The sequence below is a fragment of the Streptomyces sp. R21 genome, from assembly GCF_041051975.1.
GTDB lineage: Bacteria > Actinomycetota > Actinomycetes > Streptomycetales > Streptomycetaceae > Streptomyces.
Genome location: NZ_CP163435.1, coordinates 1,218,843 through 1,233,655 on the forward strand (window position 1 = coordinate 1,218,843; position 14,813 = coordinate 1,233,655).

General features: G+C 68.6%; 8 protein-coding genes and 1 pseudogene. 2 read left to right on the forward strand and 7 right to left on the reverse strand.

Annotated elements, in window-relative coordinates:
* Nucleotides 1-28: 28 nt before the first annotated feature.
* From AB5J56_RS05735 to AB5J56_RS05755, 5 genes and pseudogenes are all read right to left on the reverse strand, one after another.
* A complete protein-coding gene (locus tag AB5J56_RS05735; RefSeq protein ID WP_369230692.1) occupies nucleotides 29-1,456 on the reverse strand; it encodes an arabinofuranosidase catalytic domain-containing protein in 1,428 nt (475 codons plus the stop codon).
* A 440-nt stretch (nucleotides 1,457-1,896) separates the two neighbouring features.
* Nucleotides 1,897-3,366: pseudogene (locus AB5J56_RS05740) on the reverse strand (endo-1,4-beta-xylanase); the annotation flags it as partial.
* Between the two features lie 94 nt (nucleotides 3,367-3,460).
* Nucleotides 3,461-4,600, reverse strand: a complete 1,140-nt coding sequence (locus tag AB5J56_RS05745) for a ricin-type beta-trefoil lectin domain protein (RefSeq protein WP_369230694.1) — start codon at nucleotides 4,598-4,600, stop codon at nucleotides 3,461-3,463.
* Between the two features lie 54 nt (nucleotides 4,601-4,654).
* Entirely contained in the window at nucleotides 4,655-7,105 is a 2,451-nt protein-coding gene (locus AB5J56_RS05750; protein ID WP_369230696.1) for an RICIN domain-containing protein, read from the reverse strand.
* A 141-nt stretch (nucleotides 7,106-7,246) separates the two neighbouring features.
* Nucleotides 7,247-8,842 (reverse strand): arabinofuranosidase catalytic domain-containing protein, encoded by a 1,596-nt coding sequence (locus tag AB5J56_RS05755; protein ID WP_369230698.1) that lies wholly within the window; start codon nucleotides 8,840-8,842, stop codon nucleotides 7,247-7,249.
* A gap of 872 nt (nucleotides 8,843-9,714) precedes the next feature.
* Here AB5J56_RS05755 and AB5J56_RS05760 point away from each other — a divergent pair.
* Nucleotides 9,715-10,974 (forward strand): RICIN domain-containing protein, encoded by a 1,260-nt coding sequence (locus AB5J56_RS05760; protein WP_369230700.1) that lies wholly within the window; start codon nucleotides 9,715-9,717, stop codon nucleotides 10,972-10,974.
* 152 nt (nucleotides 10,975-11,126) lie between these two features.
* Nucleotides 11,127-12,170 carry a LacI family DNA-binding transcriptional regulator gene (locus AB5J56_RS05765; protein WP_369230702.1) on the forward strand — a complete coding sequence of 348 codons (1,044 nt, stop codon included), beginning with the start codon at nucleotides 11,127-11,129 and terminating at the stop codon, nucleotides 12,168-12,170.
* 109 nt (nucleotides 12,171-12,279) lie between these two features.
* On the opposite strand, the gene AB5J56_RS05770 is transcribed toward AB5J56_RS05765, so the two are convergent.
* Both AB5J56_RS05770 and AB5J56_RS05775 read right to left on the reverse strand, forming a co-directional pair.
* A complete protein-coding gene (locus AB5J56_RS05770; RefSeq protein WP_369230704.1) occupies nucleotides 12,280-13,302 on the reverse strand; it encodes a LacI family DNA-binding transcriptional regulator in 1,023 nt (340 codons plus the stop codon).
* Nucleotides 13,303-13,678: 376 nt separating this feature from the next.
* Nucleotides 13,679-14,812, reverse strand: a complete 1,134-nt coding sequence (locus tag AB5J56_RS05775) for a cellulose binding domain-containing protein (protein ID WP_369230706.1) — start codon at nucleotides 14,810-14,812, stop codon at nucleotides 13,679-13,681.
* Between the last annotated feature and the right edge of the window lies 1 nt (nucleotide 14,813).

Below are 14,813 nucleotides of genomic sequence, written 5' to 3' on the forward strand. Positions count from 1 at the left end.
ACTCCTGAGCCGAGTTGGGAGCTGGGGGTCAGCGGTAGCCGGCGGCGGTGATGTTGGCCTGCACCGCGTTGTCGGTCGCGTCGGAGGGGTAGCCGGCGACCATGGCTCCCTCGTAGAAGGTGCCGGCGCTCAGGTTGGCGCCGCCGCCGGGCTTGCAGCAGTCGCCGCCGCTGCCCAGGACGATGGCCCCTTGCTTCTTCATGGGGCTGTATCCGCCGGGAAGCCCGCCGTCCCACAGGGTGGTCAGGCTCCCTGACTGGGAGTTGCCGCCCTTGAGGGCGAACCTCGACGTGCCGTTGTTCTTCAGCATCGCGGTGACGAACTTGTTGGGGAAGGCCCGCTGGTTGGTGTTCCAGGACTGGCTGCCGCCGGAGTACAGACCCCATTCGAGGTCGGCCTGCACCCAGGGACCGCTTCCCGAGCAGCCGCCGAACCAGCACTCGGTGCCGAAGTTGATCGCGTCCATCGCTCCGGCGGCGTCGGCCTTCCGCGTCGTCTCGCTGTTGCCGTAGTCGAAGCAGCAGCCGTTGTTGACGTGAGTGCCGCTGGTGACCATGTACGCCCCTTCGGGTGCGCTGCCGGTCGGCACGCCCGTCAGGTGGCCGTCGCGCCAGTAGCTGTTCCCGGGGTTGATGTACAGCGAGTACGCCTTGGTGCCCCCGGCGGTCAGCGACTCGGAGGTCGCCTTCGCGGGGCTGCTCTGGCTCGACCCGGGGACCTGGGCCGATCCCTGGTACCACAGGTCGTTGCCGTGTCCGGACTGGTCGCGGACGACCGTGATCACGCATGAGGTGCCCGCGCAGAACGAGTCCTGCGCGGCGGCGTCGGCGAAACCGCCGGGCGCCAGCACCCCGATGTCCCTGGTCGCGTTGTCCGAGGAGCGCCTGACCTGGTACAGGGAGCCGTTGTACGAGCCGTAGAGCGCCCGCACGGTGCTGTGTGCGGCCACGCACGGCGTACCCCCGGCGGCGTAGATGTCGCACGGGCCCGACCCGCTGGGCGGGGGCGGAGGTGTCGATGTGGTCCACTTCTGATTGCTCTGGCCGTTGCAGGTCCACAGGATGACCGCGGTGCCGTTGGCCGTGCCCGCCCCGTTCACGTCCAGGCAGAATCCGGAGGCGACACCGGTGACGGACCCGTCGGAGTTCTGTCGCCACACCTGGGTCGGCCGCCCGTCGCACGGCCGGATGACCACCGGAGCTCCGGGAGCCGTCCGACTGTCGTAGGCGTCCACACACCGGGTGCCGTTCATCGTCCTCAGCTCACCGGCCGCCGTGGACTCGAACGCCTGGTTGGCCTGGTTGTTGCAGTCCCAGATCTCCAGCGCCGTGCCCGATGTGTCGACGTTGCCCTTGACGTCCAGGCACCGCCCCGACGCCGAGCTCACCAGGGCTGCCGCGGACGCCGGCGCCGACCAGGTCGGCGCGGACGCCAGCAGCATGGCCAGCAGAGCCATCACGCTTACGGCGGCCGCCGCCGGTAGGCGTGGTGCACGAGCCGCGGTACTGCAGGGCGGAGCGGATGAAGGCTGCATTCTGTGTCCTCGGATATGCGGGGGGGGAAGCGGACGGAGAGTGCCGTGCCTGTCCGAACGGGTTCGGAATGGGGGTCGACCGCTCCCGTCAGCGTGCCCGATGGCACCCACAGGGAACACTCAGACATCCCATGTCGCATAGTGATCCCACAGGCACATCGCCGTGTCAATAGACATTTCTCCGCGACGAAGAACCCGATCCATCCCATGTATTGTTCCTGGTCAGGCCGCCGTGAGGGCATGCCGAAACCCGCGTCCGGCGACGGCTGCCGTGCCGGACGCGGGGGTTCGTTCCCAGGGCTCCCGACCTGGACTTCGCAGCAAGTCCAGGAGCAGGAGCGGGCTGGGTGGCGATCACCTCACCGGAAGTTCCAGTGCTGGTTGGCGCCGCCGTTGGAGTCCCAGATCTGGACCGGGGCCCCGTTGGCGTTCTGCCCGCTGGGGATCTCCAGCGCCCGGCCGGAAGCGACGTTGGTCAGGGTGTACGAACCGTCGCCGTTCTGACTCGCCCGCCAGTGCTGGTTGGCGCCGCCGTTGGAGTCCCAGATCTCCATCCGCGTGCCATTACCCGTCTGACCACCCGGCTCGTCCAGCACGCGCCCGCTGGCGATGTTCGTCAGCGTGTAGGAACCGTCACTGTTCTGATTGGCCCGCCACTGCTGATTCGCAGCACTGCCATTGGCGTCCCAGACCTGCAGAGGTGTGCCGTTGCCCGTCTGTCCGCCCGGCACGTCCAACACCCGGCCCGCAGCGACATCGCTCAGCGAGTACACCGTGCCCGAGACGAGGCCCCCCGGGTTCCCCGTACTGCCGCCCAGCGCGGACAGGACCGAGTCGTAAGCCGGCTTCTTGTTGCCGTTGTTGTCGAACAGCAGCGGGTTCTCCCCCGTCCGCCATGAGTCGCTGTCCCTGATCCCCCATGTGGTGATGCCGGTGCAGCGGGCGACGTTCATGCACGCCTTGACCGTGTTGGCGTAGGCGGTGGGCGACGCCTGGGCGATGTCGAGTTCGGTGATCTGGACGTCGACGCCGAGGGCGGCGAAGTTGGACAGGGTGGTCTGGAAGCTGGACGGTGGGCCACCGGCGCCGAAGTGGGACTGGAGGCCGACGCAGTCGATGGGCACGCCGCGTGCCTTGAAGTCCTTGACCATGTTGTACACGCCCTGGGTCTTGGCGTCGGTCCAGTTCTCGATGTTGTAGTCGTTGTAGCAGAGCTTGGCCGAGGAGTCGGTCGCCCGGGCGGTGCGGAACGCCTCCTCGATGAAGCCGTTGCCGAGCACGTTCTGGAACACCGAACTGCGGTGCTGGCCGCTGCCGCCGTCGGCGAAGGCCTCGTTGACCACGTCCCAGGCGTAGATCTTGCCCTTGTAGTGGTTCATCTCCGAGGTGATGTGATTGTTCATCACGGATCGCAGGGTGTTCGCGTCGCCGATGGAGCTGACCCAGCCGGGCAGTTGGGAGTGCCAGACCAGCGTGTGGCCGCGCATCCGCTGCCCGTGCGCGGTGGCGTGGTTGACGATCTGGTCGCCGGGACCGAAGTTGAAGTTGCCGCGGGACGGTTCGGTGGTGTCCCACTTCATCTCGTTCTCCGGGGTGATCATGTTGAATTCCCGGTCGAGAATCGTGGAATACGTCGAGTCGCCGAGCTTCCCGGCGGCCACGGCGGTGCCGAAATAGCGTCCGCTGCCGGCCGCGGCCGAGCCGAGCGTGCCGGAAGCCGCGTGTGCGGCGGGGGCCACGGTCGCGGCCAGGACCAGTACCGTGCCGACCGTCAAACCGGTGGCCGAGACCAGGGCCTTGCGGAGACGGGGCTCTTCGTTGAGCCAGGACATGAACGATCATTCTCCTTGTGTGGGGACGGGGGATTCCGATCAGGGGGAGACACCGAACGCGAGACGCTGTTGCGGTGGTGCCGGGTCACGCGGCTCAGGAGACCGGCAGAGCGGTCCACTGCTGGTTGGCACCGCCGTTGCAGTCCCACAGGACCAGTTGCGTACCGTCGGTGGTGGACGCGCCGGGGTCGTCGAGGCAGCGGCCGGAGACCGGGTTGCGGTAGCCGCCGCTGTACGCCTGCCATTGCTGGTTGGCACCGCCGTTGCAGTCCCAGATCTCGACCTTGGTGCCGTTGGCGGTGCCGCGGCCGGTGGCGTCGAGGCACTTGCCGAGCGCCCGCAGGGTGCCGTCCGAGTGCGCGGACCACTGCTGCGCGTCGGAGTTGTTGCAGGACGAGATGTCCGCGGCGGTCCCGTTGGCGCTGTTGCCGCCGTTGACGTCCAGGCACTTCCCCGCGATCCCGGAGCGCACCTGTCCGCCCGCGGAGACCGGCGGCTTGATCCAGCCCGCCGCATCCGCGGCCTGGACCCCGGCGTTGAAGGCGTCCGCCATCTTGCGGAAGCCGTTGTCGTTGGGGTGCAGGGAGTCGGACAGGTCCGCGCTGGTCAGCGCGCTCATGTCCACCAGGCGTACGTGCTTGCCGGCGGTCTGCGCGGCCTGGACGATTCCGGGGAGCTTGGCGTTGAACGCGGGCCGGTTGGCCTCCTCGGTGCCGCTGGTCGAGACGATCACGGTGCCGACGAGGACGGTCGCGTCGGGGGCGTCACGGGTGATCTGGTCGATGAGTGCGCGGAGCCGGTCGGGGGCGGTCGGGACCTGGAAGTTGCCGTTCAGGTCGTTGGTACCGATCTCCAGGGTGACCACGTTCGGGCGGTAACGGGCGAGCACGGAGTCCGCGATGCCCGCTATCTGGTCGATCCGCCAGCCGGAGTGGCCTTCGTTGTCCGGGTCGGACATGGTGCCGTTGCGGCCCGAGCCGACGAAGTCCAGGGCATGCCCCTCGGCCGCCAGCTGGTTTCCCAGGAAGCTCCGATAGCTGTTCCCGGACGGGCTGCCGACACCCCAGGTGATCGAGTCTCCCAGCGGCATCAGCCGCAAGGTGGCGGGCGCGGCGGCGGCCCGCGCGGCGGTCGACGATGCGTCGGTGCCGGTGGCGGCCGCTGCGGGCAATGCGGCGCCCACACCCAACGCAGCCGTCAGCGCTGCGGCCAAGGCTGTCGAGTACTTCTTCATCAGCGTTCCTCACTGGTGCGGGACAGTGGGTGTGGTCAACGAGCCGCGAGCCGGTCAGCGGGGTGTGAAGTCCTGGTTGGTGCCGGGGCCGTTCTTGCAGGGCCATTGGTCGAGCTGCTGGCCGAGATTGCTGCCGCCGCCGTAGACGTCCAGGCACAGGCCGCTGTTCTGGTTCTGGAAGGCGTAGGAGCCGTCGGACTGTTGGATCGGCAGCCACAGACTGCTGGACCCTCCGCCGGGAGCCTGCTGCACGATGTCGGGCGTACCGGCGGTCGTGGAGCCGCCCGATACCGCCACGACCTGCCCGGAGTTCTGCGCCTGTAGCTGTCCGTAGCCGCCGGAGGCGGGCACGAACTGGAACTGCTGGTTGCTCTGCCCGTTGCAGGTCCACTGGTCGATCGCGGCGCCGGCGCTGCCGGAGTTGCCGTACACGTCCATGCACAGGCTGTTGCTGCCGATCACCAGCCGGTGGTAACCGGTGGGGAAGCCGCTGCCGCCGCCCGACGACTGGACGCCTGCCTGCTGGATGACCTGCTTCGCGCCCGTCGGCCAGTTGGTGCCGCTGACCTGGACGTTGCCGGTGAGGACGTTGTTGTGCGGAGGACCGGTGGCGACGTACGTGTTGCCGCCGTTGTACCAGTTGCCGGAGAAGGTGCTGTCGTCGGTGTGGTTGTTCGCGTTGGCATTGGTGAGCGCCCAGTTGCTGGCGTCCTGCACCACGTTGTTCGACACGGTCAGATAGCGGGAGCCCTCGTCGAGATACAGCGCGGTGGTGCGGTGGTTGTCGTACATGTAGTTGTTGGAGATCACCGAGCCGGGGTTCGCGGAGAGGTTGTAGATGCTGCCGCCGTCGAACATCGCGTTCTTGGTGTCGAAGATCAGGTTGTAGGAGACGGTGTTGTTCTTCAGCGTCGTGGGAGTGCTGTAGATCGGCTGGTAGTTGTACGTGCCCCGGTTGACGTAGTCCTGGCTGCCGCCCGGGTCGTTGGCGCCCCAGCCCCAGCCGATGTCGATCCCGTCGTAGGGAAGGTGGTCGCACTGGTTGTGGGTGATCGTCGCCTTGGTGACGTAGGTGGACAGGATGGCCGCGGTCTCTTTGTAGTCGGTGCCCACTCCGCTGACCCGGTTGTTGCTGATGACGATGTTCTGGTTGGTCATCTGCGGGTTGCTCGGGTGGTGTGCGTCCGGCTGGATCCCGCCGACCTGGATGCCGCTTCCGGCGAGGTCGGTGAAGGTGTTGCCGGTGATGGTGACGCCGTTGGCGCCGAGTCCGGTGCCGGAGGCCGTGGCGACGCCGTCGTTGCCCACGCCCAGTCCGGCCTGCCCGAGTTCGGAGAACGTGTCGCCGGAGAACGTGATGCCGGTGGCGGCGGAGACCTGTACGGCGGCGGGCATCTGCGCCCAGTGGTTACGGGTGGCCTCGAACTGCGTGCACCCCGACTTGCAGGTGCTCAGCCAGTTGGCGGGCATCGCGTAGGCACCGGTGATGTGTGCGCCGCTCTGCTGGTCCGCGTAGCCGTCGGATCCGCTCGGGCCGAGCCAGGAGGTTCCCGTGAAGCGGATGCCGGTGAACCCCAGGCCGGTCGCCGGTGAGCCGTAGCTGCCGCTGATCCCGAGCAGGCTCTGCAGCCGGGGCAGTTCGATGTCGAGGCTGCTCGGGTTCTGTCCCTGCTGGGCCCGGTAGTACAGGTCGCCGGTGGACGAGTCGAGGTACCACTGTCCCGCCTGCTTCAGGAACGCGTAGTTGTTCTCGAGGTACATCGTTCCGCCGGCGAACGGCGCGTTGATGGTGTCGTAACCCCAGGAGTTGTTGTTCCACGCGGGCTGCTGCATGGTGATGGTTCTGCCGCTGATCGACTGGACCGGCGCGTAACGGTCGGTGAAGGAGTTGAGGCTCTCGACTTCCATGTGGTTCTGGTCCGAGAGGCCGGCCAGGTAGTCGAGGGAGGAGTCGGTGACGGTCAGGCCGGTCTGCGTGAAGGTGAACCCGGAGCGGGGCACCTGGATCGCCGCTCGCGGTGCCTCCTTGCCGTTCACGTACAACTGACGTGTGTTCACACCGCTGCCGACGTGGACCGACCAGATATTGTTGCCCTGATCATGAACCTGCCAACCTGATACCTGCTGGGCGCCGGTCACGACCGGCTGCTGCCCGGACATGGCCTGGTAGTTGATGGTGTGGCCGTTCTGACCGCCGTCGCCGGAGCCGAAGGCCAGCGGCTTGGACAGCCGATAGGTGCCACCGGCCAGGTAGACCACGACGTCCGAATCGGCCGAGAGCTGGTGCGCGGGCTGCCGCGCCTGGTCGATGGTGGCGAACGGCTGCTGGGCGGTGCCGTCCCCGCCGGGGGCCGCCCCCGGCGCCACGTACAGGGCGGCGGCCGCCGCTTGAGGTTCGGCCGGTACGGCGCTCGCGGCCCCGGCCGTGGCCACGCTCCCGGCCAACAGAGCGAGAAGGCCTACGGGGACGGCCCAGAGGCCGCGGAGCACTCTGGCTCTGGACATCGTGATCCTCCTGTGGTGACGCTGGGGCCCGGTGGTGTCAGGGGCGTGTGGCGTTCTTCGCCGTCGTGGCCGCCTGCATCCGGCGGCGGTGAGCCCCGTGGCCGGCGGTCAGCCGGGCCACGGGGCTGGAGCCCGTTCAGGTCAGCTGAGACTCCAGCGCTGGTTCGATCCGCCGTTGCACGACCAGAGTTCAGCCAGTGCGCCATTGGCTGTGGAGGCGCCGGTGACATCGAGGCAGAGCCCGGACTGCGTGCCGGTGACGGTGCCATCGGAGTTCACCTGCCACTGCTGGTTGGCCCCGCCGTTGCACGGCCAGGTCACCACCTTGGTACCGGCGGAGGTCTGGTTGTTGTACGCGTCCAGGCACATCTGGCTGCTGCCGCTGTAGACGGTCAACTGGCCCGAGGACGTGCGGGTCCAGGTCTGGTTGGCGCCGCCGCTGCAGTCCCAGATCTGCAGCTGTGTGCCGGCCGTGGTCGACGAGTTCGGCACGTCCAGGCACTTGCCCGCGCCCACCGCGTGCAGCGCACCGGTGCTCGTCCCGCCGGTGGAGTTGCTGTATCCGGCCGCGGTGATGTTGGCCTGGACCGCGTTCTCGGTGGCGTCCGACGGGTAGCCGGACGTCATCACGCCTTCGTAGAAGGTGCCTTGGGCGCCCTTGCTGTTGTCGCCGCCGATGCCCAGGATGATGGCGCCCTGCTTCCGCATCGGGTTGTAGCCCGAGACGTTGGGACGCACCCCGTCGTAGAAGGTGGACAGGCCGCCCGACTGGGCGTTGCCCCCACGGATCGCCCAGTGGTTCGGGCCACCCTTCACGATGGCGGTCGTATACCGGTAGTTGATGGTCGGGTCGTTCGCGTTGTAGTGCTGGTTGACGCCGGAGAACAGGCCGTTCTCCAGATCGGCCATGATCCAGGGGCCGTTGCCCGCACCGTAGCCCCAGACCTTGATGTTGCCGAAGTAGATGGCCTCCATGGTGCCGTTGCCGTCGTCGTTGCTGTCCGTCTCGGCGTTGCCGTAGTCGAAGCAGCAGCCGCCGTTGTAGTGCGTGCCGTCGAAGATCGCGTACATGCCCTCGGGGTTGTCCCCGGTCGCGATGCCGTTGGTGTGGTTGTTGCGGTAACCCGTGCCGGGCGCCACGAAGACGCCGTAGGCCTTGTGGCCTCCCACCGTGGTGGGCGCGGCGGTCGCGTTCGCGAGGTTGTCGGGGCCGCCCGCGGCGCCGCCGCCGGGCGCCTGGGTGAGGTTGTTGCTGCGCCCGGACTGGTCGTAGATGATCGTGATCAGGCAGGTCGTCCCCGAGCAGAACGAGTCCTGCGCGGCGGCGTCGGCGTACCCGCCCGCACTCAACAGGCCGATGTCCCGGGTGGCGTTGTCCGAGGCACGCCGGACCTGGTAGAGCGGCCCGTTGTACGAGGCGTACAGCGCTCGCGTCGTGCTGTGCGCCGCCACACAGGGCGACCCCCCTGCCGCGTAGATGTCGCACGGGCCGGACGTGGCGGCCCGGGCGGTGCCGGCCGTGGCCGTGGCGCCGACCAGCGCGCCGGCGACGAGCACGGCTGCGGCCCCCGCCCGGGCGAACGTATTCGCCCGGGAGCTGCGGGAGCGCTCCCACGAACGGACAGGTGCCTGATCAGGCACGTTTTCCGACCTGCCACGGCGGCGTACCGCCGCGAGCAGCCGTCGGACGCCACCGCGTCCTGACAGCGGGCGGCGTCTTGCACGTGTGGTTCCCATCTCATCTCCCTACCGTGCCGGCGCGACCGAGTCGGGTTGTGTGGGTGGCGCCGGTGAACCGGAAGCGCTTGCGTGCCATTTTTGCCGTGGGATTGCAGAGAGGTTTCGGGGGGAGACGGTGCTCCCGATTCCACAGGGCTGTCAAGGGGGCGGAGTCTTCTGCTCCGAACCTTGTCGCGGAATCGATTCGATGGCTGATTCCTGTGGATCGGGACGGATCGGCGCGCCCGAGCGGGTCCGGCATGGCGGCAGACAGACGGTGGCGCGACCTGCCGTCGCGCAAGAGCGGCCAGCCGCTCAGGTGTGCTCTACGGTCCGGCCCCAATCGCCCGGGGTGACCCGCCATCCCTCCGTTGACCAGGGAGGTAGCCACGAAGCCCAGGGATGAGCGGCCAGGTCGCAGGCACTGGCCGAAGCGGTGGGGCTTCGATCCGCGCGGCGGCGCCGCATTCGCCTCGCGCACATCATTGACCCCGCACTCTGCCAGCCGTAGCCTCCCGTCGAAGCGCTTGCACGGAATCGATTCGCTACACACCTTTTCGGTAGTACCTGCGACGCGGAACCCGTGACGGTTCCCGGCAGCCCGACGCCGATCCCCGCGGACTCATGGCACTTGGGCGTATCCGTCTCCCCTGGGCACGGCACGGCACGGCGCGCACGCCTCCCTCCCGGTCGCAGATGCCGGTGCCGTCACCAGGAGCGATCGGTCGTACTCCCGGATCGGTCAGCCCCGACAGCCTCAACAACCATGGAGATCCACAAGGAGGTTACCGATGCCAGCAGGCGCACTGTCACGGCGAGGGTCCGAGGGCTCCCCGCCCGGCCGGACGCGACCCGGCTTACGGACGCAGCCCGGCAGAACGGTTGCGGCCGTGATCGTGGCCGTCGCCGGGCTGATCGCTTCGATGCTCGCGACCCTCCAGCCGGCGTCGGCAGTCGGCAACCCCTACCAGCGCGGACCTGATCCCACCGTGGCCGGCGTCGCCGCCACCAGCGGCCCCTTCTCCACCGCGTCGGTCGGCGTGCCGCCCGGCAACGGATTCAACGGCGGCACGATCTACTACCCCACGGACACCAGCCTCGGCACCTGGGGCGCCGTCGCGATCGTCCCCGGCTACACCGCCCGTTTCGCCGACGAAGAAGCCTGGATGGGGCCATGGCTGTCGTCCTTCGGTTTCGTCGTGATCGGTGTCGAGACCAACAGCCGCACCGACTACGACACTGCCCGCGGCACCCAGTTGCTGGCAACGCTGGACTATCTCACCCGGCAGAGCCCCGTACGTGACCGGGTCGACCCCGACCGGCTCGCGGTCATCGGCCACTCGATGGGCGGCGGCGGCGTCATCAGCGCCTCCGAACGACGGCCGTCGCTGAAAGCCGCCATCGCCCTCGCGCCCTACTCCCCCTCGCAGAACCTGACCACCGACCGGGTACCCACCATGGTCATCGGCGGCCAGAACGACACCGTGGTCACCCCCTCGTACCTCGACGGCCTCTACGCCTCCATGCCAGCCGCCACCCAGAGTGCCTTTCTCCAGATCGCCGGGGCCGACCACGTCTACTACACCCACCCCAACAACACCGAGATGAAGGTCCTGATCCCCTGGCTCAAGACCTTCGTCGACAACGACACCCGCTACACCCAGTTCCTCTGCCCGACCCTGGCCGACCCCGCCGGCATCTCGATCTATCACGGCAAGTGCCCGTACGTACCGCCGACCACGACACCGCCCCCGGGCGCGGGTGCGCTGCGTGCGGTGGGTGCGCGCAGGTGTCTGGATGTGCCGGGCTCGTCCACGTCGGGGGGTGTGCAGACACAGATCTGGGACTGCGACGGCGCGGCGAACCAGACCTGGTCCCCGACCTCCTCGCACGAACTGACCGTGTACTCCGGCACCAGCCGCCTGTGCCTGGACGCCTCCAACCAGGGCACCAGCCCCGGCACCAAGGTCATCACCTGGACCTGCAACGGCCAGACCAACCAGCAGTGGAACCTCAACGCCGACGGCACCATCACCAACGTCCACGCCGGCCTGTGCCTCGACGTGACCGGCGCCTCCACCGCCAACGGCACCCCAATCGAACTGTGGACCTGCAACGGCGCAAGCAACCAGCGATGGTCCCTCGGATGACCACCGAACCGGCAGTTCCGCGGCGCACAACCCTCCCCTGTATCCCACCACTTCGGCACCGCCGGGCGGGTCCGCGAGCAGACTCTGCCCCAGGAGCGAAACATTTCGCGCGCGGTACTCTTGCGGCCTGTGGGTGAGTTCTTGGGAGCTGCATGAACATCGGGGAGATCGCCCGGCGCGCGGGGGTGTCACGCAGCACGGTGTCGTACGCGCTGAGCGGAAAGCGACCCGTTGCGGCCGGCACCCGCAGGCGTATCCAGGACGTGATCGACGAGTTGGGATATCGGCCCAACGCGGCAGCGAGGGCCCTCAAGGAGGGGCGGACCCGGACGATCGGTCTGGTCATCCCGCCCGCCGGCAACCGGCTCACGCACATGCAACTGGACTTCGTCGCCAGCGTGGTCGACGCCGCCGCCCGGGTGGACCTGGATGTGCTGCTGTCCCCTTCCGGCGGGGATCACGACCGTTCCTTCGAGCGGTTGGTCTCGGAGAGCCGCGTGGACGGCGTGATTCTCATGGAGATCCGCCTGGACGACCCTCGTGTCGGCCGGCTGCAGGACGCCGGGCTGCCCTTCGTCGGCATCGGGCACACGGCCGGCGACCAGCAGATGTCCTGGATCGACGTCGACTACGCCGGCCTGATCCAGCACAGCGTGCGGCACCTCGCCGATCTGGGGCACCGCCGGGTGGCTCTGGTCACCCGGTCCCCGGAACTCATCGCGGCGGGATACGGCCCCGCCCGCAGGGCCAGGGAGGGTTTCGAGAAGGCCCTGGCGGAACGCGGCATCGACGGCATCGAAGTGCCGTGCGGGGACGACGCCCGTTCCGGCCAGGAGTGCATCGCGGAGCTTCTGCACAGTCATCCGGACCTCACCGCTGTCACCACCATCAACGAGGCCGCCCTGCCCGGCATCCAGCGGGCGCTGGCGGACACCGGTCTCGAAGTGCCATACGACTTCTCCATCACCGGAGTGGCGGCCAAGACCTGGGCCGAGGACTTCCGTCCGCCGCTCACCGCGGCGGACGTACCCGCCCTGGAGATGGGCGAGAAGGCCGTTTCCCTGCTGGTGGAACGCATCGCCGCGCCGGACACCCCGCCCCGGCACATCCTGCTGGCACCCTCGATCTCGCTGCGCTCCAGCACAGCCGCCGCTCCCATCGGACGGCAGGCGCGGGTCAACGGCGCGGCGCGCTGAGCCGAGCGGGTACGGCAGCCGCGTCAGGGACCGTCGGCGGCACGCGGCTTCGGGATGTGCGGGTCACGCTCACGGCTGCCTCGAGTCCCCCGGCGGGCGCGGACGGCCGTCAGGATGATTCGCGGACGACCAGTTCCGTACGGAGGATGACGTGGCGCCAGGCCACGGACTGCTCCTCCATCTCCTCCAGCAGGAGTCTGATCATGGCCCGCCCGATCTCCTCCAGCGGCTGGCGCACCGTGGTCAGGCGCGGCTCGGTGCGCTGAGCCAGCGGAAAGTCATCGAAACCGATCACGGCGACGTCCTCGGGCACCCGCCGTCCGGCCGCGCGCAGGGTGTGCAGAGCCCCCGCGGCAGTGGTGTCCGACGCGGCGAGGACGCCGTCGATCTCCGGGTGCCGTTGGAGGAGTTCCGCCATGGCGCGGCGTCCGCTCTCCTCCGTGAAGTCGCCCTCGGCGACCCACGTCTTCCCGCCCTTGAGACCGGCCAGGGCCAGGGCATCCTGGTAGCCGCGCAGCCGGCACTGGGCAACGTACATGTCGAGCGGCCCGGTGATGGTGGCGATCGCTCTGCGGCCGCGTTTCACCAGATGGGAGACGGCGCTGCGGGCCCCGCCCAGGTTGTCCGCGTCCACGTAACTGACGTACTCGTCACCGGAGCGGCGCCCCAGCAGGACGGTCGGCAACCGCGCCTCGGCGAGCATGTCCGGCAGCGGATCGTCCGCGTGCACGGACATCAGCAGGGCTCCGTCCACCCGGCCTCCGCGTGCGTACTCCAGGAAACGCTGCCGCTCGGTCTCCGAGCGGACCAGGGTCAGCAGCAGCTGCATCCCGGTGTCCGCCAGCGCATCTCCGAGCCAGCCGACGATCTCCGAGAAGAACGGCTCTGCGAACAGCCTCCAGTCCGGCTCCGTCAGGACGAGGGCCACGGCGTCGGCCCCCCGCCCGGCCAGGGTCCGGGCCGCGAGATTGGGCACGTACCCCAGTTCCTCGATGGCTCGCTGCACGGCTCGGCGTGTCGACTCCTTCACACCGGACTCGTTGTTGATGACCCGGGAGACCGTGCCCCGCCCCACCCCGGCGTGGGCGGCCACCTCTTCCAGCGTCGGCGCACCAGGGCGTCGCCTGCCCATGACCACCTCCCCCCACGAGATCACCGATCTTACGAGCCCAAGGAGCAGGGGACACAACTTCCGTGCCTGGCAGTTGTGTTCAGCCCGAGAGGAGTCTCGATTGGTCACAAGATATACGTCTCCCGTGTGACCGACATACGGATCTTGATCTCGCGCGGGGAACTCGAAGCCGGTGCGCATGCCCTGCGGCGTTCTCCACGAGGCGCCCGCCGCGCAGCGGTACTTCGGCCCGGGGAAAGGTGCCGGGCCCACCCAGCCGTAACGGGGAAGACAGGCGGGTGGGCCCGGAGTTGACGGACGCCGGTTCGTCCCGGCCTGTGGCCGGATGCACGGCCGCCCGTGGGCGCCGAGCGTCAGACGGACGTGGCCGGCTCCGTCACGCGGTGGTGCAGGACGTACCGTTCAGGCTGAAGCCGGACGGCTTGGTGAAGGTCCCGTCGTAGGTGCCCTGGAATCCGAACGACACCTGGCCGCCCGGTGGGATGGACGCGTTGTACGCCATGCCGCCGGCCGTCACCGCTCCCGACGACGGGGAGATGTCGGCGCTCCACGAACTCGTGATCCGCTGCCCGGCGGGCAGCGTGAACGCGAGCTTCCAGCCGTCGACGGGGGACGAACCTGTGTTGGTCACCGTGACGTTCGCCGTGAAGCCGCCCTGCCACACATTCGTGCCGTAGGCCACCTTGCACGCCGATGAGCCGCCAGGGCCACCCGGATCGCCGGGGGTGCTGCCCCCGAGGTTGACGGTCGAGGAGAACGACGTCACCGCCAGTCCCGCGCCGTTCTGCCAGGGCTCGAACCCCGCCTGAATACTCGTCAGGTACCAGTTGTCCTGCGCCAGTCCCCGGGAGATGGCCTGCCGGGCGAAGTCCATCACGTCGAAGTTCCAGCTGTCGATCGCCGACGGCGCGACGAAGGACAGCACGTCGTTGCCGCCGTTGTTGCCGGACCACACCTGCCATGAACGCCCGGCCACGGTGGCGGTGCCGACCTGCGAGCCCACCGGCTGCACGGAACCCACACGGTTGAACCAGATCATGATCTCGGTGCGGTTCACGCCGTCGGTGCGGGGCGTCGGGTCCAGCCAGATGTCGTATGCGGCGTCGTAGACCGCACCGCTCACATAGCTGTAGGAGATGCTCGTGGGCGCGCTCGAGATGGAACTGAGCCGGGCCGGAAGGTTGGTGCCGGGTGAGCAGTTGGTGTAGTGGCAGCCGTTGAACACGGACGGGTAGGACTTCGGGGCGCCGTTCGTCGGGACCGAGCCGTCGGCCTGGGCGATCCTGAAGCCGGAGCTCGTGGCCGTGACGCACTGAGTGGCGCTGGTGTTCCAGCGGTTGTTCTGGACGACGTATCGGCCTTGGATCGTGGTCGAGCCGAACTCGTCACAGATCGTCGTGTCGGCGTGCGACGGAGGTGCGGCGGTGAGAAGCGCCGCCAGCGTGACGAGTGAGGCGAGCAGTGTGCCGAACAGGGCTTGCGCCCTGCGCCTGTGCTTTGACTGTTGCATG